This is a genomic window from Blastococcus sp. VKM Ac-2987 (genome assembly GCF_026967805.1).
GTDB lineage: Bacteria > Actinomycetota > Actinomycetes > Mycobacteriales > Geodermatophilaceae > Blastococcus.
The window spans coordinates 754,691-778,674 of record NZ_JAPVBG010000003.1 but is presented as its reverse complement, the minus strand read 5'-3'; the positions used below and the strand labels follow the sequence as shown (position 1 = coordinate 778,674).

The window sequence follows — 23,984 nt, the reverse complement described above, 5'->3', positions numbered from 1 at the left end:
CGTCCCGCTCCCTGCTGCCGGCGGCCTTCGCCCTCTCGGTGATGGCCGACCCCGGGTCGTCGGTGGCTACGCCGTCGAGGCCGCAGCCGGTGCACCAGCCGGTCAGTCCGGCGCCGGTCCCGGCGTGCCACCCGGTTCGCCCGCCACCAGCGCGCGCCAGAGCACCTGGGCCGCCGACGCCAGCACCGCGACGTCGAAGACCATCTGCAGCGAGACCAGGGCGCGGGCCAGCTGCCCGGCCGCGTGGACGTCACCGAAGCCGACCGTGGCCAGCGTCGCCAGCGCGAAGTACAGCGCGTCCGTCCGGGTCTCCAACCCGACGAACTGCCCCGGCGCGGCCCGGGCCACGGTGAAGTCCGCGAGCGCGAAGACGACGATCCCGAGGAGCAGGGCGAGGTACAGCCGACGGCCCCTGAGGCCGGCTGCGCCGGCCCGGACGCCCCGCATCACCTCACGGCCCACGAACCAGGCGGCCGGCGCCAGCAGGAGGACCGTCAGGCCGGCGCGGAGGAGCATGACGCCGTCCGCGGTCGGCTGGGCCACCGGGACCAGGTAGTAGGCCGCCAGGACCAGGCCGGTGACCGCGAGCAGGCGCACGCGGTGGGTCCGCGGCGGCGACCCGCCTCCGGCTCGCGAATCGGTCACGACGGCTCCTCCCGTCCGACGGCGGAGCGGTCGGCAGGGACCGGGTCAGTCCATCCCGCGCGGGGGCTGCCCACCACGTCCCCATGGCCGCGACGCAGGGGCCGAAGGTCCGTTCCCGGCGCCGCCGCGGCCGGCCACGATGGACGGGAAAGACGGGAGTGCTCGATGCCGGAGGCGCCGACCGGAGGGTGGCTGCTGCGCTACGAGGGCCTCGATCCCGCACGGGAGGCCCTCCGCGAGGTCCTCTGCGCCCTGGGCAACGGTCGGTTCGCCACCCGCGCCTCGGCGCCGGAGTCCCGCGCCGACGACGTGCACTACCCCGGCACCTACGCGGCCGGGGTCTACAACCGGCTCGTCGACGTGGTGGCCGGCCGCGAGGTCGAGAACGAGAGCCTGGTCAACCTCCCCGACTGGCAGTCCCTGACCTTCCGCGTCGACGACGGGAACTGGCTGGAGCCGTCCGCTGCCACCGTCACCGACCACGTCCAGGAACTGGACCTCCGACGCGGGGTGCTGACCCGGCGCTTCCTCGTGGTGGACACCGCCGGGCGGCGCACCCGGGTCGCCCAGCGGCGCCTGGTGTCCATGGCCGACCCCTACCTCGCCGGGCTGGACACCAGCCTGCGGCCGGAGAACTGGTCCGGTCGCCTGTCCGTCCGTTCGGCGCTGGACGGCCGGGTCACCAATCAGGGGGTCGCCCGCTACCGGGGGCTCGGCGGCACCCACCTGCAGCTCGACGACGCCGCCCAGGCCGACGACGGGCCGCTCGTGCTCGGGGCCTGCACCACCGAGTCGCTCATCCGGATCGGCGTGGCCGCCCGGCACCGCGTCCTGGTCGACGGCGAGGACCACGAGGCCGGGCGGACGGCGGCGTCGGTGCCCGGCCGGCCCACCTGCGATCTCACCGTCGAGGTGGCGCAGGGGCGGACGGTGACGGTCGAGAAGGTCGTCGCGCTGTGCACCTCACGCGACCGGGCGATCGGCGAGCCCGTCGCCGAAGCGCGCGACCGGGCGCTGCGGGCGCCGCCCTTCGCAGCCCTGATGGCCGGCCACGAGCTCGCCTGGGACCACCTGTGGAGCCGCTGCGACGTGGCGATCGAGGGCCCCGACCACACCGCCCTGGTGCTGCGGCTGCACGTGTTCCACCTCCTGCAGACCCTTTCCCGGCACAGCATCGAGCTCGACGTCGGCGTCCCCGCCCGAGGACTGCACGGCGAGGCCTACCGCGGCCACGTGTTCTGGGACGAGGTGTTCGTCCTGCCCTTCCTGAACCTGCGACTGCCCGAGATCTCCCGGGCGATGCTGCTCCACCGGTGGCGCCGCCTCCCCCAGGCACGGGAGAACGCCCGGACGGCGGGGCACCGGGGCGCGCTGTACCCCTGGCAGAGCGGCGCCACCGGGCGGGAGGAGACGCAGACCCTGCACCTGAACCCGCGGTCGGGGCACTGGCTGCCGGATTCCTCCGCGCTCCAGCGGCACGTCGGACTCGCCGTCGCCTACAACACCTGGCGGTACTACGAGGCCACCGGGGACCTGGACTTCCTCGCCCGCTACGGCGCCGAGATGATCCTGGAGATCGCCACGCTCTGGGCGGACCTCGCCGACTACGACCCGGTCGAGGACCGCTTCGGCATCCGCGGCGTCATGGGCCCCGACGAGTACCACGACCGCCTGCCGTGGCGGAGCGAGCCGGGACTCGACGACAACGCCTACAGCAACGTCCTGGCGGCCTGGGTGCTCGGCCGGGCGCTGGACTGCCTCGACGTGCTGCCGCCGCGGGGGCGCGGCGAGCTGCTGGACGGCCTCGGCCTGGATCGGACGGACCTCGAGCGCTGGGACCACGTCAGCCGCCGGCTGCGGCTGTGCTGGCACGACGACGGGATCCTCAGCCAGTTCTGCGGCTACGAGCGGCTCGAGGAGTTCGACTGGGCCGGCTACGCACACCGCTACGGCGACATCAGCCGGCTCGACCGGATCCTGGAGGCCGAGGGCGACACCACCAACCGCTACAAGCTCTCCAAGCAGGCCGACGTGCTGATGCTCTTCCACCTGCTCACGGCCGATGAGTACTACGCCGTCCTGGACCGGCTCGGCTATCCGCACGACCGGGAGTCCATCCCGCGCACGGTCGGCTACTACCTGGACCGCACCAGCCACGGCTCGACGCTGTCGAAGATGGTTCACTCCTGGGTCCTGGCCCGCACCGACCGCCGTAAGGCCTGGAGCTACTTCCTCGCCGCGCTGGACAGCGACATCGCCGACGTCCAGGGCGGCACCACCGGGGAGGGCATCCACCTCGGGGCGATGGCCGGGACCGTCGACCTGCTGACCCGTGGCTTCACCGGCCTGGAGACCCGCGGCGACGTCCTCGGCCTCGACCCCGCCCTCCCCGACGCGCTGACCGGGCTCCGGTTCCGGATGCGCTACCGGCGGCACACCGAGATCGAGCTGGCCGTCAGCCACACCTCGCTGACGGTCGGCGCGTCGTCCCGGCAGGCCGCCGTCCTGCCCGTCCGCATCCGGGACGAGGACCACCGGATCGACCCCCGCGCGACGCTGGAGGTACGACTCCCCCACCGCCGGGGCGGCCGGCACTGAGGGCGACGGACCTCGGCCTCCGGCACGACGGGACGTCCGACCGCGTCCGGCGGCGCCGCCGCGGCCCAGGCTAGGTGCACCGCCGAGCGACCGCCGCCGGCGGACACCGGAAGGGGTGCGTCACCATGAAGTTCACCGCCAGGAACGCCGTCGCGACGCTGCTCGTCGCGGCGATCGTCGTCCCGTACGTCGGATACCTGATCTGGGACCAGATGCCCTTCATCCAGGACCCGCGCGGGATGGCCGCCACCGGCCTGGTGCTCGGGATCGCCGCGGCCGTGGTCGCGGGCCGGGACGTGGTCGACCCGGGCCCCCTGCACCGGCTGGCGCAGGCCTGCGGCGTGGTCGCGCTCGGCTTCGGGATCGCGGCCCTGTGGGCCGAGACCAGCGAGGCGCTGCTCGCGGCATTCGTCGTCGCCATCGTGCTCACCTGGGCGACGGCCGAGGTGGCGGCCGCGCGCCAGGAGGGGAGCACCGCACGGCCACTGGCACGCCAGCGCTGAGCACCCGCGCAGGTGCCCGTCCGCGTCCGCCTCGTCGAGGACCCCACCGGTGCTCGTGGACCGGGTCACCCGGGGTGACCGCCGAAGGGGACGCGTCCGGCGCAGCGGCGGAGGAGTTCTTCGCCGGTTCACCGCTCGGACTCGCCGTCCTCGCCCGCGTCCGGGAGGTGGTGGTCACCCTGGGCGGCGCGCAGGAACGCGTGTCGCGCAGCCAGGTCGCCTTCCGGCGGCGCCGCGGTTTCGCATACCTGTGGCTGCCCGGCCGGTATGTGCGGTCCCCGTCGGCCGAGGTCGTCCTCTCGCTGGTCCTCGGCCGGGAGGACCCCTCGCCGCGCTTCCTCGAGGTGGTCCACCCGGCTCCGGCGCACTGGATGCACCACCTGGGGCTGGCCGACACCGCTGAGGTCGACGACGAGGTCGTGGGCTGGCTGGCGGAGGCCGCGGCGCGCGCCGGACCACCGGAGCCCTGACGCGCGATCGCGGTCAGGTCGTGCCCCCGCCGCCGAGCCCGTGGAAGAAGCCGGGGGGGATGTCCGGCGGGCCGGTCTGCCTGCCGCACCGCCGGCAGACGAGCCGGTCGGGGCCCTCGTAGCGCTCGTCCGGCGGGTGCCGCCGCACCCAGGAGTGCAGACCGAGCCGGCAGCGCAGGCCACGCCGGGTCGTCGCCCCGCCGGCGGCCGACGTCACGGCCCGTCGTCCTGGACCTGCGCGGGCAGGCCCTCGACCGCCGCACGGAGCCGGGACCGCGCCTCCTCGGCGACCGCGGCCAGGTCAGCGTTCCCGGTCGTCTCGACCAGCACCCCGGGGTCGATCGCCGACACCCGGGCACGTCCGCCGTCGAGGGCACGGACGACGACGTTGCAGGGCAGCAGCAGGCCGAGGTCGGGCTCCACGGTCAGGCCGCGGTGGGCCAGCGGCGGGTTGCAGGCGCCGAGGATCGCCTGGGGTGGCACCTCGACGTCCAGCTTCGCCCGCATGGTGGCCGCGACGTCGATCTCCGTGAGGATCCCGAACCCCTGCGCGGCCAGCGCCTCACGGGTGCGCGCCACCGCCTCCGCGAACGGCAGGTGCAGCGTGGTCGCGATGCCGTAGCCCCTCATCGCGACCCTCCTGGAGGTGGCAGGGTCGCCGAGCGGACGACGAGCTCGTCGACCTCCAGCCTGGCGATCCGCACCCGCCCGAGGTCCGCCCGGCCGACCGCCAGCCGGCCCACGGCCAGGGCGCCCACGGCCAGGGCGCCGACGGCGAACGATCCCAGGGCGAGGGCGCCGGCGGCCAGCGCGCGCAGGGCCACCGGGCCCCCGGCCACGGGCCCGACCCGCACCGGCCTCCGCTGCACGGTTCCTGCCCGTGCACCCTTCCTACGAGCACTCATGCCCACCCCCACGCCGCCGTCGACCTGCCGGCCCGCTGCCGGACGTCGCTGCCCGGGACGGTGCCCGTCTCGGCCTGGAGCAGGCAGGGCCGGAAGGCCCGCCCACCGGGGACCCCCGGACCACGCGGGGGTGACCTCCGGCTCACCGAGCCGGAACGGCGCCGATCGACCGCAGCCACCGGACGAGCTCGCCGTCGACCGCGCCACTGGTGAAGCCGGCGTGCCCGTCAGGCCGGACGGCGACGACCCCCCGTCCGGGGCTGCTGGTGAGCCGGTGCAGGTGCAGCAGCGGGCCGGGCCCGATGGCCGGGTCGGGCGCGTTCCGGTCCAGCAGCAGGTGCACCCCCGGCCGGGCGAGCAGTTCGTGCAGCCGCACCGCTCGACCGCCGCAGGCGACCGTCCCGTCCCGCACCCGGTCGCCCGGGCGGAGCCGTCCGGCATGCGGGGTGCTGCCGCGACCGCCCACCGCTCCCCCGCGGTACCCCTGGTCGAGCTGGGCGAGCAGGCGGAACCCGCGGCCCACCAGCCGACGGTGCTGCAGCAGCGCGGGCGCCAGCGGTGCCGCCAGCGGCGCGACGACGCCCCGCAGGGTCGAGGCGAGCGGGCCGGTGGCCGACTCGCCCCAGAACAGCAGCCGGGTCATCGACAACAGCTGGGCGGCCACCGGTCGGCGTTCGGCCGAGTAGGAGTCGAGCAGCCTCTCCGGTCCGCTGCTCGCGCCGACCAGCGCCAGCCGCCAGCCGAGGCCGGCGGCGTCCTGCACGCCGGTGTTCATCCCCTGCCCGCCGGCCGGCGACCAGGCGTGCGCGGCGTCCCCGGCCAGGAACAGCCGGCCGGCCCGGAAGCGGTCGGCCAGCCGGTGCTGGAGGGCGATCCGCTCCGACCACGGGGCGGCGGTGAGCCGGACGGGCAGGCCGGCGGCGTCGAGCAGCCCCTGCAGTTCGTCGTCCGGGACCGGCGGGCCGGGCCCCCCGGGGCGCAGCCGGTCGGCGACGACGCGGGTGGCCAGCAACCGCCACGGGGCGCACTCGCCCAGGGCGAAGAGGAACACCAGACCGTGCCGCCCGGCCACCACGTGCGCGACACCGCGTTCCAGCGCCCCCTCCAGGTCCACGTCGGCCAGCACCACCTCCGGCCGCGCCGCGCCGCCCGGCCACCCGATGCCGGCCAGCGAACGCACCGTGCTGTCGACGCCGTCGCACCCGGCCACCGCCGCGGTGTGCACCACCTCCACCGCACCGGCGGAGCGCAGGGTGGCGGCGACGTCCGCCGGCTCCTCGACGGCCGCCACCAGCTCGGTGCCCCGCTCCACGGTGACGCCGCGGGACGCGAGCGCCTCGCCGAGCACGGCTTCGACGTGCGCCTGGCGGACGAAGGTCAGGTGCGGGAAGGCGGTGTCCGGCAGGTCCAGCTCCCCCAGCTCCACGGCCACCTCGTGCCGGCCCAGGTGCAGGCGGGCGCGGGGGGCGGTGTCGGCACCGGCCAGCAGGTCACCGGTGACGCCCAGGGGGCGGAGGACCTCGAGGGTCCGGGCATGCGCGATCAGCGCCCTCGACGGCCGCAGCGCGGCCGGCCGCCGGTCCACCACCCGGACGCGTGCCCCGTGCGCCACCGCCTGCAGCGCGAGGGTCAGGCCGGTCGGACCGGCGCCGACGACGAGGACGTCGAGCGGCGCACTCACGCCACACCGACCAGCCGCCACCAGTCGGCGCCCTCGGCCGGTAGGCCGGTCCCGAGCAGGGCGGGGTCGGCCAGCACGTCGTCCCGGCGGAGCCCCGGGGTGACGTGGAAGGAGATGGAGCCCCGCACGCTGACCAGTGCCAGCACCCGCCACAGGGAGCGCGCGTACGCCTCCGCCCGCGCCGGCCCGTCCCACTCGTACACGCCGCGGTAGACGCCGCGCTCGTCGGCGGCCACCCACAGCTTGGACACCAGACCCGGGAAGCCGGCGAACAACGGCGTGTTCAGCAGGCTCTCCGCACGGAAGAAGGCGTGCCCCCAGCGCCCCCGGACCCCGCGGAGGCGGAACCCCACCACCAGCAGGCAGGGCGCCACCGGCGCCGCCCCGGTCACCCGGGTCTCCCGGTAGACGGTGCCCGCCGTCCCGTCGGCGAAGGTCAGCCGCCGGCCGACGTGGACCCGCGGCAGGTGGAGCCGGCGCTGCCCCAGCAGCACGCAGCAGCGCAGCACGGAGCGGGCGACGCCGGTCCACGCCTGGAGAACGGGGAGCGGGGTCTTCTGCTGGTCCACGGGATCTCCCTTCCGAGACGGCTCGGGGACACGGTGTCGCCCGGGTGCCCCGGCGGCCGGTGCCGAGCGGCACTTCCCGGCAGGGACCTCCGGCACCGGCTCGTCCGCGAGACCGGTCCGGCCGGGGATCCACTCGGGCAGGGACCAGCGCTGCCGGGGTGACCTTCGCCGCCGGGGACGGTGACCTCGGCCCCTCCGTCCCGCCCGGTCCCGGGAGCAGGCTGCCGGGAGGAGCGGCACCGGGAGGACGCCATGCCCGAGCAGATCGACCCCGCCCGCCGGGCGCTGAGCCGCGCCACCCTGGGCTCCGGGCCGCTGAAGCGCGGATCGGACCGCGTGGAGCTGGCGTCCCGCCTGCTGTGCGCCCTCGTCGTCGTGCTCGCCTTCCCGGTGGCCCTGCTCGTGGGCACCGTGGTCGGGATGGACACCGCCGCCCAGGCCCGTGCGCAGGCGGCCAGCCGGACGGAGGTGACCGCCGTCCTCCTCGTCGACGCCCCGGACGCGGGACGTGGGGAGATCGCGACCCTCTCCGTGGCCACCCCGGCGACCTGGCGGGCTCCGGACGGCACCCGCCGGGAAGGCACGGTGCGCGCGCTCCGGACCGCGGCGGCCGGAGACCCGGTGGACATCTGGGTGGACCCGTCAGGAACGTCGGTGGATCGTCCTCTGGGGACCTCCGACGTCGTGCTCGCCGCCCTGTTCACCGGGTTCACCACGCTGCTGGTGATGGTGGGCGCGGCCGTCGGTGGGCACCTGGTGGTGTGCCGGCTGCTGTGGCGTCACCGCTCCCGGCGGTGGGAGCAGGAGTGGCGGGCCGTGGAGCCGCTGTGGGCCGGCCGGTGAGCACGCGCGGTCCCTGGCGCCGCCGGTGGCAGGAACTCACCCCCCGGCAGCGGACGCTCGTCCTGGTCCTGGGCTCGGCGCAGCTCTCCCTGGCCGCGACGGCCTGGGCCGATCTCGCCACCCGGCCGGTCGACGAGGTGAACGGCAGCAAGGTCCGGTGGGCGGCCGTCATCGCGATCAACTGGATCGGCCCGCTCGCCTGGTTCCGATGGGGCCGGCTCTCCGGGCCCACCCACGGCGGCCGGCTGTAGCCGAGCCCGGGGACCTCTCCGCCGGCAGGGACGGCGGCACGCTCGACCGCGCCCGGCTGGAGAGCTCCTCGTCTCCCTCGCCTGACCGGGGGCAGGCGCGCACCTCCTGCCCCCGGCGTCGGCGCCGGCCCGTCCGGTCAGCTCAGGTGGTGCACCTCCTGGAGGCGGTGGACTGGGGTCGGGATCTGCTCGTACCGGGCCTTGAGCTGCAGCGCGAGGTAGAGCGAGTAGTGCCGCGACTGGTGCAGGTTGCCGCCGTGGAACCAGAGCGCCTCCTGCTGGGTGGGCTTCCACATGTTGCGCTGCTCGCCCTCCCACGGCCCCGGGTCCTTGGAGGTGTCCGAGCCGAGGCCCCACACCTTCCCGACCCGGTCGGCCACCTCCTGGCTGATCAGGTCGGCGGCCCACCCGTTCATCGACCCGTAGCCGGTGGCGTAGACGACGAGGTCCGCCGGCAGCTCGGTGCCGTCGTCCAGCACGACGGCGTCCTCGGTGAGCCGGACGACCTGGCCGTGCGCCAGCTTGACCCGGCCGTCGGCGACGAGCTCCGCGGCGCCGACATCGATGTAGTAACCCGAGCCGCGGCGCAGGTACTTCATGAACAGCCCCGAGCCGTCCTCGCCCCAGTCCAGCCAGAAACCGGCCTTCTCCAGCCGGTCGTAGAAGTCGGCGTCCTTCTGCTTCATCTGCTCGTACAGCGGGATCTGGAACTCGTGCAGGATCCGGTACGGCAGCGAGGCGAAGATCAGGTCTGCCTTCTCCGTGGTCACCCCGGCGGCCACCGCCTGCTCCGAGTAGAGCGCGCCCAGCCCGATCTCCATGAGGCTGTCGCTCTTCACGATGTGCGTCGAGGACCGCTGCACCATGGTGACGTCGGCGTCGTGCTCCCAGAGCGCGCCGCAGATGTCGAAGGCGGAGTTGTTGCTGCCGATGACGACGACCTTCTTGCCGGCGTAGGCGTCCGGGCCGGGGTGCGCCGAGGAGTGCTGCTGGTCGCCGCGGAAGACGTCCTGCCCGGGGATCACGGGGATGTTCGGCTTCCCGGACATCCCGGTCGCCAGGACGACGTGCTTCGGCCGCAGGGTGAGCGGCTTGCCCTCGCGCTCGACCTCGACGGTCCACTCGCCCCTCTCCTCGTCGAACGTCGCCGACGTCGCGGTGGTGCTCCCCCAGTAGGGCACCTCCATGACCCTGACGTAGCTCTCGAGCCAGTCGCCGATCTTGTCCTTGGGCGAGAACACCGGCCAGGTGTCGGGGAACTTCAGGTAGGGCAGGTGGTCGTACCAGACCGGGTCGTGCAGGCAGAGGGACTTGTAGCGCCCGCGCCACTGGTCCCCCGGCCGCGGGTGCTTGTCGACGACGAGCGCCGGCACCCCGAGCTGACGCAGCCGCGCGCCGAGCGCGATGCCGCCCTGCCCACCGCCGATGACCAGGACGTAGGGCTGGACGCCGATCCCGAGGTCGGCCTCCTCCTGCTCGCGGCGCTCCAGCCAGGTGCGGCGCTCCTTGTTCGCCCCGTGCTCGGCGCCCATCGGCCGGGCCGGGCCGCGCGGCTCCTCGTGCCCCTTCAGCTCGTGCACCGTGGTGAGGAACGTCCACGCCTTCGGTGCGCCGTCCTCCTCGACCAGCCGCACGAGCCCCCGCCCCCGGCCGACAGCGGTCTCGAAGGTGAACCACGCGGTGGTGACGCCGTCGGCCTCCTCGGGCGGCTCCTCCACCGCGAAGGACGACGGGTCGGTGCGTTCGAGCGTCGCGGTCAGCAGGTCGGTCACCCCGGCCGGGTTCTCGACCGTCGTGATGTTCCAGGTGAAGGCGATCAGGTCGCGCCAGAAGCTGGTGCCGGCGAACATGCCGGCCGCTCGCGCGACATCACGGTCGCGCAGCGCCTCCTCGAAGTCGGCGAGCCAGCGCTCGGCCCGCTGCGCCGGGGCCTGCGTCGTCGTGTCCAGGGTCTGCGTCATGCCGTCTTCCTCCTGCGGACGCCGATCTGCGTGGTGTGATGGGCAGCACACCGCCCTCGGCCCGGCGGCGGAAGCGTTGCAGCGTGTTGCATGCCGCCGGCCGGGGTGAGGTACGCCCGAGGTGGAGGTGCGACGTGACCGGCTACTCCGCGATCGCCCCCGGCACCGACCTGTCGCAGCACGCCCGGGTGCTGGTGCGCGTGCACGACGCGGTGATCGGCGGTGGCCGGCCACCCGTGCGTCCGCGCGCCGTCGTCGCCCGCTCGTGGTCGCGCGTCCTCGGCCTCGGGCTGGACCCGTCGCGCACCAACGCCCGCGAGCCGCTGGTCCCCGCCGAGGTCGAGCGGCGGCGCCGTGGCTCACCGCTGCTGCCGGTGATCGGCGAGCTCCGGCAGGTCCTCGGCAGTGCTGCCGACGCCTCGGCGTTCCTCCTGGTCGTCACCGACGCCGACGGCGTCATCCTCTGGCGCGAGGGATCGGCCCGGGTGCGGCTGCGCGCGGACGCCCTAGGGTTCACCGAGGGCGCCCGGTGGACCGAGGGGACGGTGGGCACCAACGCCATCGGGACGGCGCTGGCCGAGGCCGCGCCGGTGCAGCTGTTCTCGGCCGAGCACTTCGAGCAGGCGCAGCACCCCTGGTACTGCACGGCGGCCCCGATCCACCACCCGGTCAGCGGGGAACTGCTGGGCATCGTCGACGTCAGCGGGCCCGCCCTGACCCTGCACCCGGTCATCGGCGCGCTCGTGGAGACCGCTGTCCGGCTGGCGGAGGCGCAGCTGTGGCGGCACCACGAGCAGCGGCTGGAGCGGTTGCGCCAGTCCGCCAGCAGCGTGCTGGCCACCGTCCCCGGCCCGCTGCTGCTGGTCGACGACCACGGCTGGGTCGCCCACCAGTCGGGCATCGCCGCCCGGGACCGGGTGGCGGTGCCCCGCGGAGGCACGCTGATCGCCGTCCCGGGCCTCGGGCTCTGCGCGCCGGAACGGGTCGGCGAGGGCTGGCTGGTCCGGCCGCGGGAGGCCGGTGCCGAGATCGCCGCCGAGCTGGACCTCACCGGCCCACCCGTGCTCCGGCTCCGGTCCTGCAGCGAGCCGTGGGTGACCCCGCTGACCCGTCGGCACGCCGACCTCCTGGTGCTGCTGCAGCGCGCCGGCCGCACCGGGCTCGGCGCCGCCCGGCTGAGCACCGCGCTGTTCGGTGACGACCAGCACTGCGTCACCGTCCGGGCGGAGATCTCCCGGCTCCGGAAGGTCGTCGGCGGCCTGGTGACCACCAACCCCTACCGGCTGGCTCCCGGCGTCACGCTGACGGTGACCCGCCCCGCGGCCGACAGGTCGCAGGCGATCCGGTGATCAGGGACGCACGAGGGCCCGTGGCCGCCGCCGGCGGGCGAAGAACCGCTCCACCCGGCGCCACCGGTTCGGCGTCTTCTCCGGGTCCATCACCTCGGACTCGGCGAGCGCCCGGTCGGCCGGGCCGAGCTCGGGCGGCTCGAAGGGCACCAGCGAGCGGCCGGTGGGCCGGCGCAGCCGCTCGATGCCCTGGACCAGCGAACCGGTGTCGGCGATCGCGGCGACGACGTCCTCCGGCGTGCACCCGAGGTGCTCGGCGAGCAGCCGGTCCCGGAAGCCGACGATGGTCTCCGCGAGCCGGTCGGCCCCGGGCCGGCCCTCCACCATCTCGATCGCCAGGTCGCACTCGGTGTCCAGGCCCATCGAGCGGTTGTTCACGTTGCTCGATCCGATGCGCAGCAGGCGGTCGTCGACCACGGTCACCTTGGCGTGCACGTAGATGTGCTCGCGCTGCTCCGTCACGGGCGTGTAGAGCCGGAACCGGTCGTGCACGTCGGCCTCGCGGAGCGACTCCAGCACGAGTGCCCGGGCCGTGCCCATCGCCTTCTCCGACAGCCACCCGTCGGCGGTCCACGGGTTGACCACGACCACGTCGGGGCCGTCGGGCTCGCGCAGCCGCTCGGTGATCGCGTCGGCGATCCGCCGGCTGGCGAAGTACTGGCTCTCCACGTAGATCGCCCGGCGAGCTCCGGCGATGACCGCCAGCCACAGCAGCTCGATCTCGTGCACGAGGTCCAGGCCGCCGTGCTCGGGCCGGGTGCGGGAGATCGCGACGTCGACGTCGGTGAGCAGCGGCTCGACGTCCTCGGGCCAGCAGTCCCGCTCCAGGGTGAGCGGCTCGAGCCGCTCGCCGGTGCCGCTCTCCCACCGCTCGAGAGCCAGCTCGGCGACCGCTCGGGCGGCGGGCCCCGCCATGATGCTGGTCGCGTCGTGCCACGGACCGGTCAGCCGGCCCTCGGCCCGGCCGGAGCCCGGACGACGCCGGTGCGGGTTGCCGTCGGCGTGCTCGGAGGTGTCCCAGCGGTCGGCGGTGATGTCGATGCCACCGGCGAAGGCGAGGCAGTCGTCGATGACCACGATCTTCTGGTGGTGCGCGCCGCCGACCGGGTGGTGGGTGTCGACGGCGAAGGTCAGCCGGTCGGGGGTCTGCCGGTCGAGGAGCACGATGGGCTTCAGGCCCCGGCCGAGCGCCCGCAGCATGCCGAGGTCCCACTGCAGGACGCCGATGTGCAGCTGCGGGTTCGCCGTGACCGCCTGGTCCAGCACGGCGCCGAGCCGGTCGTCCTCGGGCCGGCCACCGTCGAGCGGGTCGAGCTGGATCCGCGGGTCGAAGTCCCAGCCGATGAACAGCACCCGCCGCTCGGCGCTCAGCACGGCACGCTTCACCGTGGCGAAGTAGTCGGCCGCGTCGACGAAGATCGCGAAGCGGGTGGCCCGCTCGATCCGCCAGCACGTCTCGCCGGGGATGAGCAGCGGCGCGCCCTGCTCGGGGCGGCCGCCGTCGCCGGTGCGCCCGGAGGAGGGCAGCCCGATACCTGGATCGGTATCGGGCTCCGTCGTGGTCTCGGCGCCGTCCATCACACCGGCAGTGTGCCCGCCACCGCGGACGGAGCCAACGACCGGGCCGCTCCGCGACACGACCGGGCGTACCGGGACGGCGGTGCCCGACCGCGGCACGCCGCAGTCCCCGCCGGTGGCGCCGCACCGCCTGGCGCCACCGGCCTCGCTCAGCGGCTGCGGTACAGCCGCGTGGTCAGCGGGAGGAACACCGCGGCCAGCGCGGCCGCGACCGCCAGGGAGACGAGGATCGCCGCACCGTCGGGCGCGCCGGCCATGAGCGACCGGGAGGCGGTCGCCAGGACGGATATGGGGTTGACGTCGACGAACGCCTGCAGGGGGCCCGGCAGCGTGGCCGGGTCGACGAAGACGTTCGACAGGAACGTCAGCGGGAAGATGGCCATGAAGCCGGCGTTCATCACCGCGTTCGGCGACCGCATCAGCAGCCCGAGGACCGAGAAGACCCAGGACAGGCCGAACGAGAAGGCGACGACGAGCGCCAGGGCCGCCACCGCCCCGGTGACGCCGCCGTCGGGCCGGAAGCCCAGGGCGACGCCGACGACGATGAGCACCGTCCCGGCGATCACGTAGCGGACGCTGTCGCCGAGCAGCGACCCCACCAGCGGCGCCGGGCGCCAGATGGGCAGGGAGCGGAAGCGGTCGACGACGCCCTTCGTCAGGTCGGTGTTCAGCGCGACCCCGGAGTAGACGGTCGTGAACAGCACCGACATGACCAGCAGGCCCGGGAGGGTGTAGTCCAGGTAGGCGCTGGTGGATCCGGCGATCGCGCCACCGAACAGGTACGTGAACATGAGCAGGAACATCACCGGCGTGACGGTGACGTCGAGCAGCTGCTCGGGCACGTGCTTCACCTTGAGCATGCCCCGCCAGCCGAAGGCCAGCGCCGTCGCCAGCGGCCCCGGCCGGGTGGGGCGCGGTGTGGACGAGATGGCCCGCCGCACCGCCGCGGTGTCGGCGGAGCCGGGCGCGCGGGTCGTCGTGGTCATGACCGGTGCTCCTGCAGGGTGTCGGCGGGCGGGGGCGTCTCCTCGGCGGCGTGGCCGGTGAGGGCGAGGAAGACCTCGTCGAGGCTGGGTTGCTGCAGCGAGAAGTGCGCGAGCGGCACCCCCGCGCGGGAGAGCTCGGCGACGGCGACCGCAGCCCGTCCGGCATCCGCCCCGGTGACCGACAGCGCCGTCGGTTCCGGCTCCAGGACGACCGGGCCCACCGTGCGTTCCAGCAACTCGGCGGCGGTGGCGCGCCGGCCGGCGTCGGCCAGCCGGAGGTGCAGGGACCCGGTGCCGACCGACGCCTTGAGGTCCCGCGGCGTCCCTTCGGCGATGACCCGGCCCCGGTCGATGACGGCGATGCCGTCGGCGAGCTGGTCGGCCTCCTCGAGGTACTGGGTGCAGAGCAGGATGGTCGTCCCCTCGGCGACCAGCGCCCGCGCGATCTCCCAGACCTGGTTGCGCGAGCGCGGGTCCAGGCCGGTCGTCGGCTCGTCGAGGAACATCAGCCGGGGGGTGACGACGATGCTCGCCGCGATGTCCAGCCGGCGGCGCATGCCCCCCGAGTAGTGCTTGACCAGCCGGCCGGCGGCCTCGGCGATGTCGAACGCGTCGAGCAGCTCGTCCGCGCGGTCCCTCGCCGCGGCGCGGGAGTACCCGAGGAGGCGGCCGAGCAGCACGAGGTTCTCCCGGCCGGTCAGCTCCTCGTCGACCGAGGCCAGCTGACCGGTGAGGCTCACCAGCTCGCGGACCGTGTCGGCCTCCGACACGACGTCGTGCCCCAGGACGCGGGCGCTGCCCTCGTCCGGCGGGATCAGCGTGGCCAGCATGCGGATGGTGGTGGTCTTCCCGGCGCCGTTGGGGCCGAGCACCCCGTAGATGGTGCCGGCCGGGACGGCGAGGTCCACCCCGGCCACGGCCCGCGTCTGCCCGAAGGACTTCCCGAGCCCGGTCGCGTCGATCGCGAGTGGGTGCTGAGCGGTCATCGGCTTCCTCACGTCAGGGGCGGCACGAGCGTCTCTGCCGGGTCTGACCGAATGTGGGCCGAGGAGTCATCGCACGCCAGCGATTTTCCCTGCGGGACCGCGCTCCGCCGGGCGACGGGGGCTGCCGGCCGGTGCTATCGCCGGCCGAGCAGGCGACGCAGCAGCCCCAGCCGGCGCGGGGGCGTTGCCTCGGGCTCGGGCTCGGGCACGGCGGGCTGCACCGGCACGGGGCGCGCGCGGCCGGGGGCCGGGCGGGGTGCGGCGGCGTGGGAGAGCCGCTCGTGCGCGAGGTAGTGCTGCACGACGTCGGGCGCACCCCGGTGGCCACGGGCGGACACGTCGTGCCGCGCCTCCCACTCGGCCATCCGCTTCTCGGCCTCGGTCATCTGCAGCGGATCGGTGTCCCGCCGCGTGCGACCTCCCGGTGCCTGCGCCGATCGGTCCTCGGTGCTCATCACGCCTCCTCGGGTCTGCCGGTGCTGACCAGCTTTCCCACCTCGATCCCGCGGCGGCAGGGCGCAAGGTCCCCGTCTCGCGGGACCCGCGTCCTCGTGCGTCCCCGGCACCGCGCCCGACCGGGGCCGGAAGTCCCCGGTCCGGCGGCCTTCCGCCCGCTTGGCGTGGTCCACCGCGTCCCGGACAGTCGATGCCACCGTCTCGGCGAGGAGCACCCCGATGACCTTGAACCTGGCCCTCATCCTGCGCGAGGCGGCCCGCACCTCTCCCGGCAAGCCCGCTCTGCTCGTCGATGGCGGGCGGGTCACCTACGGGGATCTCGACGCCGCCTCCGACCGCTTCGCTGCCGGGCTGCAGGCGCGCGGGCTCGGCCCGGGGGACGCCGTGGCCCTCCAGCTGCCCAACGTCCCGCAGTTCGTCATCGCCTACTTCGGCATCCTCAAGGCCGGCTGCGTGGTGGTGCCGGTCAACGTGCTGTTCCGGGCCGGCGAGATCGGCTGGGTCCTGGGCGACTCCGGCGCCCGCATGCTCGTCACCTGGAACGGTTCGGCCGAGGAGGCGGCCAAGGGCGCCGCGGATGCCGGCGTCCAGGACATGGTCGTCCTGGACGTGCCGGGCATGCCGCCCGCCACGGTGGGCCGCCCGTTCGAGCAGCTGCTGGCCACCCCCGTGGCGGGCCGGCCGCCCCTGCACCAGTCCGATCCCGGCGACACCGCGGTCGTCGTCTACACGGCGGGGACGACCGGCCGCCCGAAGGGCGCCGAGCTCACCCACTTCCAGCTGTACGCGAACGCCGACACCCCGGGCCGGGTGTTCGGCATCCGTGACGACGACGTCGTGCTCGTCGCGCTGCCGCTGTTCCACGTCTTCGGCCTGTCCAGCATCCTGAACGTCTGCGTCCGCTTCCGAGCCACCATGTCGTTGATGGCGCGGTTCGACGCCGCGACGGCGCTCGAGGTGATGCAGCGCGACCGGGTGACGGTGTTCGAGGGCGTGCCCACGATGTACATCGCGCTGCTCCTCCACCCGGGACGCTCCCGGTACGACCTGTCGGCCCTGCGGGTGGGCATCTCCGGGGGCGCACCGCTGCCGGCCGAGGTCATCGACGAGTTCGAGAGCGAGTTCGGTGTGGTGCTCCTCGAGGGGTACGGGCTGTCGGAGACGGCCTCGACGACCACCTTCAACGTCAGCGCCGAGGAGCGGCGGGTGTACAGCGTCGGCAAGCCGATCTACGGGGTCGACGTGGAGATCTGGGACGCCCACAACCGGGCGCTGCCGCCGGGACGGGAGCACATCGGCGAGATCGTGGTCCGGGGCGTGAACGTCATGAAGGGCTACCGCGGGCACCCCGAGGCGACCGCGCAGGCGATGGCCGGCGGCTGGTTCCACACCGGCGACCTCGGTTACGTCGACGAGGACGGCTTCTTCTTCGTCGTCGACCGGACCAGGGACCTGATCATCCGCGGCGGCTACAACGTCTACCCGCGCGAGGTGGAGGACGTGCTCTACCTGCACCCGGCCGTCGCCGAGGCGGCGGTCGTCGGCGTCCCTGACGAGCGGCTCGGTCAGGAGGTGAAGGCCTTCGTGAGCCTGCGCCCCGGTCGACGGGCCACCGCGGAGGAGCTCATCGACCACGTGCGCGAACGGGTCGCTCCCTACAAGTACCCCCGGTCCGTCGAGTTCCGCGACCGGCTGCCGGTGAACGCGACCGGGAAGATCCTCAAGCGGGCGCTGACCGCCTGATGGACCGGATGAGCCCGCTCGACGCCGCGTTCCTCCAGGCCGAGGACGAGGAACCGGGTGTCTCCCTGGCGATCGCCTCGATCGCGGTGTTCGAGGGACCGCCGCCGGCGTCAGCCGACTTCGAGGCCATGATCGCCGGCCGGTTGCCGCTCGTCCCCCGCTACCGGCAGAAGGCCCGCGAGGTGCCGCTGGACCTCGGGCCGCCCGTCTGGGTCGACGACCGCGACTTCGACCTGGGCTACCACCTGCGCCGCACCGCGCTCCCCTCCCCCGGCGGGGACGAGGAGCTGGCCACCCTGATGGGCCGGATCATGTCGACCCGCCTGGACCGCGACCGGCCCCTGTGGGAGTACTGGCTGGTGGAGGGGCTCGCCGAGGACCGGTGGGCGCTGATCTCCAAGGTCCACCACTGCATGGTCGACGGCGTCTCCGGGACCGACCTCTACCGGGTCGTCCTGGACGAGACGCCCGAACCGGGTGCCGCCGTCGCCGACGACTGGCACCCCGGAGCCGCTCCGTCCCCGCTCCGGCTCGCCGCCGCGGCGGCCCTCGACGCAGCCCGGCTGCCGCTGCGGCAGGCCCGGGCGGTCACCGGTGCGCTCCGCCGGCCGACGACGCTCCTCCGGCAGACCGTGGCCGCGGCGCAGGGGGTGACCGCGCTCGCGGGCGCCCTGCGGCCGGCCGCCGCGTCGTCGCTGTCGGGCCGGCTGTCGGCGCACCGGCGCTTCGCCTTCGCCCGGACCTCCGCGGCCGACGTCGGCGCGGTGCGCCACGCCCTCGGCGGCACGTTCAACGACGTCGTCCTGGCGGCCGTCACCGCAGGCTTCCGGCACCTGCTGCTGTCCCGCGGCGAGCTGCCCACCGAGCACACCGTCCGGACGCTGGTCCCGGTGTCCGTGCGTGCGCCGGGCACGGAGAGCATCCGCGACAACCAGGTGTCGATGCTCCTCCCCGAGCTCCCCGTGCACCTCGCCGACCCGGTGGAGCGGCTGGTGGCCGTCCGGCAGCACCTGGACCGGGCGAAGGCCGAGCACGAGGCGGATGCCGGCGCCGTGCTGGTGCAGCTGGCGCGGCAGGAGCCGTTCCTCGCCGCCGCACTCCCCGTGCGGTGGGCCGCCCGCCTGCCGCAGCGCTCGGTGGTGACGGTCACGACCAACGTGCCAGGGCCCCGCACGCCGCTGTACGCCCTGGGCCGGCGGCTGCTCGAGATCATCCCGTACGTGCCGATCGGCTCCACGATGCGGACCGGAGTGGCGATCTTCAGCTACTGCGGCCAGGTGACCTTCGGGGTCACCGGCGACCGCGACGCCGCCGCCGACGTCTGGGCCCTCGCGCAGGGCATCGAGGCGGGGCTGGGCGAGCTCCGCGCCGCGGCGGGGGCGGCCGTGGGAACGCACCGGCGGGACGGTGCCCGATAGCCGGGGCGCCGGGCGCCGGCCCGCCCGGGGCGGTGGACGCCCCGGCACGGGCGAGGGGTACGGCGACGGATGCCCGGCGGATCGGGTCCTGGGACCGTGCCGGTCCGGGACCGAGGACCCGGGTCCGGGAGCCCCCACCCGTCGATGCTGTGAGCACCGGCCGTGAGGAGGACGTGGTGGGACCAGTCGCGATGCAGGCACCCCGGGTGCACCCGGATCCGACCGGACGTGCTTCGGTGCCGGCCCTGGACGAGCGGATGCAGGCGCTGGAGGAGGCGGCGACCCGCGCGACGCTGGCCGCCGCCTTCACCGACGTCCCGGACTGCGCCCTCGTGCTGCACCGTGACCGCCTGGAGCTGCGGGTGGTGCCGGCACACCGGTCCGCCCACCACCGGTCCCCGTGGCGCCGCACGCTGCAGGGGGTGGGAGCCGTGCTCCTCGGCGTCCGGGTCGCGCTCGCCGCGCGGGGATGGGCCGTGGACGTCGACCGGCTCCCGTGCGCCGACGACCCGGGTCTGCTGGCGGTCGCGCGTCCCGTGGGCGGCGGCCCCGAGCCGGGGCTCGCCCCGCTCGCACCGATCGCGACGGCCGGTCCGGTCGGCCGCCGGCTCCCGGCGGACGGGGCGCTCCCCCCGGCCCTGGTGGACCGGCTGCGCGGTGCGGCGGCCGCCGAGGACGCGCTGCTCGTGCCCGTCGCGGCACGCCCGCCGACCATGGGGCCCGAGTCAGCCGCGCGCGACCGCGGTGCCGCCGGTCCGGCGGCGGGCGCGTCGCCCGGGCCGGTCCGTGCCGTGTCCGCGGACACGTTCCTCCTCCTCGCCACAGGTGCCGACGACGAGCTCGCCTGGATCCGGTCCGGCGAAGCGGTGGAACGGGTCCTCCTGGAGCTCGCGCGTGCGGGGTGGGCCGGCACCCTGCTCCCCGACGCGCTGGACGCCCCGCTGATCCGCGCCCGCGCCCGCGCCTCCCTGTGCGGGGACCACCACCCCCAGGCCCTGATCCGGGCGGGGTCGTCGCCGTGAACCAGGTCCGGGAGGACCCCGCCCCGACGCGCGCGATCGGCCGCCGGTCCGGCTGGCTGCGGGGATCCGGTGCACGGGCTCCCTCCCGCGTCCACGTGACCGCGGCCAGCTGACGCGCGGCTACCTGACCGCGGAACCGGTCGGCGCGGTTCGGGACGTCGTCCGCTCCGGCGGACCCGCCGACAACCCGCCTCGTCGGGCGGCGAGCTCGACGAGGACCGCCGCAGGCACGCTGATCGCTCCTGCGACCACCGCGCCCTGCACCGACAGGTCGAGCAGGACCACCCCCTCGCCGAGCGGCGGGACCGCCACGACGAGACCAGCGATCGCGGCCATGGCCGCGACGAGCCAGGCCTTCGCCGCCGTGAGCGGCCGGGCCAGGACGACCAGCGTCCACAGGGCGACCGCTGCGACGACCAGGGTCGCCGTGGTCCGGGCCGCCGCCACACCGCCCCCGGCATCGAGCCAGCGGGTGGTCGCGTACCCCGCGTACGCCGCAGCACCGGTGACCACTCCCGTGGGCACCGAGAAGCGCAGCACCCGCTGGACGAAGCCCCGGACGTAGCGCCGCCGGTTGGGCAGCAGGGCGAGGAAGAAGCCGGGGATGCCGATCGTCACCGTCGAGATCAGGGTGAGCTGGACCGGCGCGAGCGGATAGGCGGCCAGGGTGACGACGGTGATCAGCGCCATCACCAGCGAGTAGACGTTCTTGACCAGGAAGAGGTTGGCCGCGCGCTCGATGTTGGCGATCACCCGCCGACCCTCGGCCACCGCGTCGGGCAGGTGCGCGAACCGCCCGTCGAGCAGCACCAGCTGGGCGACGGCGCGGGTGGCCGGCGAGCCGTTGCCCATGGCCACGCCGATGTCGGCGTCCTTGAGCGCGAGCGCATCGTTCACGCCGTCCCCCGTCATCGCGACCACGTGCCCGCGCCGCTGCAGCGCCTGCACCATGGCCCGTTTCTGGTGCGGGGTCACCCGGCCGAAGACGCTCGCCGTCTCCAGCAGCGCGCCCAGCTCGTCGGGGTCCTCGGGCAGCATCCGGGCGTCCACCGCGTCGACCGCCCCCACCACGCCGGGCACGCCCACGGCCGCCGCCACGGCACCGACGGTGCGGGGGTTGTCCCCCGAGATCACCTTGAGGGCGACGCCCTGGTCGGTGAAGTAGCCCAGCACCTCGGCGGCGTCCGCCCGGATGTGCTCGGCCATCACCACGAGGGCCACCGGCGCGAGGCCGCGCGGCAGTGCGGCGTCCTCCCCGGTGACGACGGGCGCGGCGGGCGAGCAGGACAGGAGCAGCACCCGGCGCCCCTCGGCGGCGAGCTCGTCGGCGCGGTCCCGGGCGCCGGCGGACGGGCCCGTTCCGGGGGCCGGCAGCACCATCTCCGGAGCACCGAGCACCCAGGTCCTCCCGGCCGCCGTGCGGGCGGCCGACCACTTGCGCGCCGACGAGAAGGGCACCACCTGCACCGCGGCCGGGCCGGCAGCCGGGAACCGCTCGGCCAGGGCCGCCGCCGTCGCGTTCGCGGTGTCGGCGGCCACCAGGGTGCCGAGGCCGGCGCGCACCTCGTCGTCGCCGGGACCGTGCCCCTCCTCCCCCAGCCGCTCCAGCCGGTCGAACCGGACGTCGCCGTGGGTGAGCGTGCCGGTCTTGTCGAGGCAGACGACGTCCACCCGGGCCAGGCCCTCCACGGCCGGCAGCTCCTGCACCAGCGTCTGCCGGCGGGCGAGGGTCACGGTGGCGACCATGAACGCGAGGGTCGTCAGCAGCACCAGCCCCTCGGGGATCATCCCGACCAGGGCGGCCACCGTGCCGGTGACCGCATCCCGCCAGCCGACGTTGTCCTCGCTGCGGAACTGGCTCCACAGCACGGCGGGCGCGACGACGAGCAGGACGACCGCGATCCAGCGCAGCAGCCGGTTCGTGCCGGCCACCAGCTCGGAGTAGGTGGTGGTGAACCGCCGCGCCTCCGTGGCCAGGCGGGCGGCGTACGCGTCGTCGCCCACGGCCGTGGCCTGGACGCCGCCCCGGCCGGCCACCACGATCGCCCCGGACCACACCGCGTCCCCGGGCGCCTTGGCCACCGGCTCGGACTCACCGGTCAGCAGCGACTCGTCGACCGCCAGGCCGGTGGCGGAGCGGACCACGCCGTCGGCCGGCACCTGGTCCCCGGCGCGGAGCTCCAGCAGGTCGTCGAGGACGACGTCGGCCACCGCCACCTCCGTGGTCGCACCGTCCCGCACGACCCGGACCGTCGGGGCGTTCAGCACCGCCAGCCGGTCCAGCGTCCGCTTCGCGCGCACCTCCTGGACGATCCCGATCGCGGCGTTGGCGACCACCACCCCGCCGAAGAGGGCGTTCTGCCACCGTCCGGTGAGCGCGGCGACCACCCAGAGCGCGGTGAGCAGTCCGTTGAAGAAGGTGACGACGTTGGACCGCACGATCTCGGCCACGGTGCGGCTGGTGCGGACGGTGGACGCGTTGCTGAGGCCGGCGGCCACCCGCTCGGCGACCTCCGACGCCGACAAGCCCGACGACGGCGTCCCGGGCGGCCCGGCCGCCGGTGCGGGGACGCCCTCGTCGCCGGGTGCCGGGCGCCACGGGGCCGGAACGCGCCGGCCGGCTCCGGGCCGGGCACCGGTCACGAGGACGCGGGTGGCGCCGGCAGCACGCGGAAGACGGGGTGGCGGTCGGCCACCGCCGCCAGCTGGTCGGGGGTCGGGTCGCCGTCGACGCCGAAGTAGGCGCGTGCCTCCCGGAGGATCGCCCGCGAACCCGGCGCGCGCCCCGGCCGGTGGAGATAGGCGTGCAGCACCGGCGGTCGCTCCTCCACCGGCACCTCGACCAGGGTGGCGGCGCAGCGGTGCCGCCGCCCGAGGACCACCCGGCCGCCGGCCGCCCGCACGTTGCGCACCCACTCGGACTCGCCGGCCAGCGCCACCAGGTAGCACTGCCCCTCGAGATCGGTCCGCACCAGGTTGGTGCGCCGGATGCGGCCCGTCCGACGGCCCGGGACCTCGAGCGTGACGACGAAGCCGGGGCTCAGGCCCAGGGCCGTGAGGACGAAGCCGAGCCACTGGAACCGGGTGTACGTCCGCGGCGGCGGGCGGTACCGGCCCTCCCCGGCGTAGGTGACCGGACGGAGGAAGCCCCCGGACGCCGGGCCGCGCACCCGGGTGCGGGCGGCCAGCTCCCGGAGCGGCTCGTCGGTGTCGAGGCCGCGGACCGGCCCGTGCCCGGTCGCCAGCACCGACGGACGCAGCGCCGCGACGGCCTCGATCGACCGGCGCGCCGCCGCCCGGTCCCACGTCGTGAACCACCACGGACCGCCCAGCCGTGGCCGTCCGCCGAGCCACCCCCGCGGCGAGTTCAGGTCCACGGTGAGCAGGGCGTCGCCGGTGATCACGAGCCCGTCGGACCGTCGGCGGAAGGCGACGTGCCCCGGGGTGTGCCCGGGGGTGGCCACGACGTCCCACCCCGGCAGCCCGGGCGGATCCGCCGCGGGGTCCAGCGACCGGACGACGTCGGTGATGTTCCCCGCGTCCTCGGCACGACGGCGGACCGCGGCCGGGAGCAGGCGCATGAACGGGACCACGACCCACCGGTCCAGGGGCATCGCGAACTCCGGTCGGTACACCCCGGCCGCCATCGGCTGCTCCGCCGGGTGGACGAGGACGGGGACCCCCCAGGAGCGGGCGAGCTCGCCGGCGGCACCCGAGTGGTCGGGGTGCAGGTGGGTGAGCAGGACGGCCTCCGGGCGGGTCCCCGCCCCGAACAGCTGCTCCGCGGCCCCGCGGATCGCACCGGCGCTGCCGGGCCAGCCGGCATCGACGAGCGCCCACGACGACCGGGTGCCCACGAGGTAGACGTTCGAGGCGAGCGGGCCGGGGCCGAGCGTCAGCCGGTGCACGTCCGGGGCGACCAGGACCGGCGCGGTCCGGTGGACCGTGGCCTCGACGACGTCGGCGTCCATGTCGCTCCTCTGCGGGCATCGTTCGGCTCCGGGACCATCCGACCAGCCG

The 23,984-nt window shown here is 75.3% G+C and carries 22 protein-coding genes; 9 read left to right on the top strand and 13 right to left on the bottom strand.

Annotated features, from left to right (window positions below):
- Positions 1 to 102: 102 nt before the first annotated feature.
- Positions 103 to 645, bottom strand: coding sequence for a potassium channel family protein (locus O2W17_RS18940; protein ID WP_269194003.1), 543 nt, complete (start codon positions 643 to 645; stop codon positions 103 to 105).
- Positions 646 to 810: 165 nt separating this feature from the next.
- Here O2W17_RS18940 and O2W17_RS18935 point away from each other — a divergent pair, with 165 nt between their 5' ends.
- The 3 genes from O2W17_RS18935 (at position 811) to O2W17_RS18925 (ending at position 4,216) form a co-directional block, all read left to right on the top strand.
- Entirely contained in the window at positions 811 to 3,243 is a 2,433-nt protein-coding gene (locus O2W17_RS18935) for a glycoside hydrolase family 65 protein (RefSeq protein WP_269194002.1), read from the top strand.
- 125 nt (positions 3,244 to 3,368) lie between these two features.
- A complete protein-coding gene (locus tag O2W17_RS18930; RefSeq protein ID WP_269194001.1) occupies positions 3,369 to 3,746 on the top strand; it encodes a hypothetical protein in 378 nt (125 codons plus the stop codon).
- 74 nt (positions 3,747 to 3,820) lie between these two features.
- Complete coding sequence (locus tag O2W17_RS18925) at positions 3,821 to 4,216, top strand: DUF5655 domain-containing protein (RefSeq protein ID WP_269194000.1); 396 nt, start codon at positions 3,821 to 3,823, stop codon at positions 4,214 to 4,216.
- A gap of 13 nt (positions 4,217 to 4,229) precedes the next feature.
- Here O2W17_RS18925 and O2W17_RS18920 read toward each other — a convergent pair whose 3' ends face one another.
- From O2W17_RS18920 to O2W17_RS18900, 5 genes are all read right to left on the bottom strand, one after another.
- Positions 4,230 to 4,433 (bottom strand): hypothetical protein, encoded by a 204-nt coding sequence (locus O2W17_RS18920; RefSeq protein WP_269193999.1) that lies wholly within the window; start codon positions 4,431 to 4,433, stop codon positions 4,230 to 4,232.
- Positions 4,430 to 4,846 (bottom strand): DUF302 domain-containing protein, encoded by a 417-nt coding sequence (locus tag O2W17_RS18915; RefSeq protein WP_269193998.1) that lies wholly within the window; start codon positions 4,844 to 4,846, stop codon positions 4,430 to 4,432. Before O2W17_RS18915 ends, O2W17_RS18920 begins: the two co-directional genes overlap by 4 nt.
- Positions 4,843 to 5,070: a hypothetical protein gene (locus tag O2W17_RS18910; protein WP_269193997.1), complete on the bottom strand. Its 228-nt coding sequence runs from the start codon at positions 5,068 to 5,070 to the stop codon at positions 4,843 to 4,845. Before O2W17_RS18910 ends, O2W17_RS18915 begins: the two co-directional genes overlap by 4 nt.
- A gap of 193 nt (positions 5,071 to 5,263) precedes the next feature.
- A complete protein-coding gene (locus O2W17_RS18905; protein WP_269193996.1) occupies positions 5,264 to 6,802 on the bottom strand; it encodes an FAD-dependent monooxygenase in 1,539 nt (512 codons plus the stop codon).
- Positions 6,799 to 7,371 (bottom strand): hypothetical protein, encoded by a 573-nt coding sequence (locus tag O2W17_RS18900; RefSeq protein ID WP_269193995.1) that lies wholly within the window; start codon positions 7,369 to 7,371, stop codon positions 6,799 to 6,801. The genes O2W17_RS18905 and O2W17_RS18900 overlap by 4 nt, the downstream gene beginning before the upstream one ends.
- A gap of 252 nt (positions 7,372 to 7,623) precedes the next feature.
- Between O2W17_RS18900 and O2W17_RS18895 the strand changes: the two genes are divergently transcribed.
- Both O2W17_RS18895 and O2W17_RS18890 read left to right on the top strand, forming a co-directional pair.
- Positions 7,624 to 8,214 (top strand): Rv1733c family protein, encoded by a 591-nt coding sequence (locus O2W17_RS18895; RefSeq protein ID WP_269193994.1) that lies wholly within the window; start codon positions 7,624 to 7,626, stop codon positions 8,212 to 8,214.
- Entirely contained in the window at positions 8,211 to 8,465 is a 255-nt protein-coding gene (locus O2W17_RS18890; protein WP_269193993.1) for a PLDc N-terminal domain-containing protein, read from the top strand. The genes O2W17_RS18895 and O2W17_RS18890 overlap by 4 nt, the downstream gene beginning before the upstream one ends.
- Before the next feature lie 137 nt (positions 8,466 to 8,602).
- On the opposite strand, the gene O2W17_RS18885 is transcribed toward O2W17_RS18890, so the two are convergent.
- Complete coding sequence (locus O2W17_RS18885; RefSeq protein ID WP_269193992.1) at positions 8,603 to 10,426, bottom strand: flavin-containing monooxygenase; 1,824 nt, start codon at positions 10,424 to 10,426, stop codon at positions 8,603 to 8,605.
- A gap of 134 nt (positions 10,427 to 10,560) precedes the next feature.
- Between O2W17_RS18885 and O2W17_RS18880 the strand changes: the two genes are divergently transcribed.
- Complete coding sequence (locus O2W17_RS18880) at positions 10,561 to 11,775, top strand: GAF domain-containing protein (protein WP_269193991.1); 1,215 nt, start codon at positions 10,561 to 10,563, stop codon at positions 11,773 to 11,775.
- On the opposite strand, the gene O2W17_RS18875 is transcribed toward O2W17_RS18880, so the two are convergent.
- The 4 genes from O2W17_RS18875 to O2W17_RS18860 all read right to left on the bottom strand — a co-directional run bounded on the left by O2W17_RS18875 (position 11,776) and on the right by O2W17_RS18860 (position 15,780).
- A complete protein-coding gene (locus tag O2W17_RS18875) occupies positions 11,776 to 13,353 on the bottom strand; it encodes a phospholipase D-like domain-containing protein (protein ID WP_269194403.1) in 1,578 nt (525 codons plus the stop codon).
- A 149-nt stretch (positions 13,354 to 13,502) separates the two neighbouring features.
- The gene (locus O2W17_RS18870; protein WP_269193990.1) at positions 13,503 to 14,339 is read right to left on the bottom strand and encodes an ABC transporter permease; all 837 of its coding nucleotides are present in this window, start codon (positions 14,337 to 14,339) and stop codon (positions 13,503 to 13,505) included.
- On the bottom strand, positions 14,336 to 15,325 hold the full coding sequence (locus O2W17_RS18865; RefSeq protein ID WP_269193988.1) for an ATP-binding cassette domain-containing protein: 990 nt from the start codon (positions 15,323 to 15,325) through the stop codon (positions 14,336 to 14,338). Before O2W17_RS18865 ends, O2W17_RS18870 begins: the two co-directional genes overlap by 4 nt.
- A gap of 134 nt (positions 15,326 to 15,459) precedes the next feature.
- The gene (locus tag O2W17_RS18860; protein ID WP_269193987.1) at positions 15,460 to 15,780 is read right to left on the bottom strand and encodes a hypothetical protein; all 321 of its coding nucleotides are present in this window, start codon (positions 15,778 to 15,780) and stop codon (positions 15,460 to 15,462) included.
- 220 nt (positions 15,781 to 16,000) lie between these two features.
- Here O2W17_RS18860 and O2W17_RS18855 point away from each other — a divergent pair, with 220 nt between their 5' ends.
- The 3 genes from O2W17_RS18855 to O2W17_RS18845 all read left to right on the top strand — a co-directional run bounded on the left by O2W17_RS18855 (position 16,001) and on the right by O2W17_RS18845 (position 19,964).
- Positions 16,001 to 17,524 (top strand): long-chain-fatty-acid--CoA ligase, encoded by a 1,524-nt coding sequence (locus tag O2W17_RS18855; protein WP_269193986.1) that lies wholly within the window; start codon positions 16,001 to 16,003, stop codon positions 17,522 to 17,524.
- An 8-nt stretch (positions 17,525 to 17,532) separates the two neighbouring features.
- Complete coding sequence (locus O2W17_RS18850; RefSeq protein ID WP_269193985.1) at positions 17,533 to 18,942, top strand: WS/DGAT/MGAT family O-acyltransferase; 1,410 nt, start codon at positions 17,533 to 17,535, stop codon at positions 18,940 to 18,942.
- A 236-nt stretch (positions 18,943 to 19,178) separates the two neighbouring features.
- Complete coding sequence (locus O2W17_RS18845; RefSeq protein WP_269193984.1) at positions 19,179 to 19,964, top strand: hypothetical protein; 786 nt, start codon at positions 19,179 to 19,181, stop codon at positions 19,962 to 19,964.
- A 120-nt stretch (positions 19,965 to 20,084) separates the two neighbouring features.
- On the opposite strand, the gene O2W17_RS18840 is transcribed toward O2W17_RS18845, so the two are convergent.
- Both O2W17_RS18840 and O2W17_RS18835 read right to left on the bottom strand, forming a co-directional pair.
- Positions 20,085 to 22,607, bottom strand: coding sequence for an HAD-IC family P-type ATPase (locus O2W17_RS18840; protein WP_269193983.1), 2,523 nt, complete (start codon positions 22,605 to 22,607; stop codon positions 20,085 to 20,087).
- A complete protein-coding gene (locus O2W17_RS18835) occupies positions 22,604 to 23,935 on the bottom strand; it encodes an MBL fold metallo-hydrolase (RefSeq protein WP_269193982.1) in 1,332 nt (443 codons plus the stop codon). The genes O2W17_RS18840 and O2W17_RS18835 overlap by 4 nt, the downstream gene beginning before the upstream one ends.
- Positions 23,936 to 23,984 lie beyond the last annotated feature (49 nt).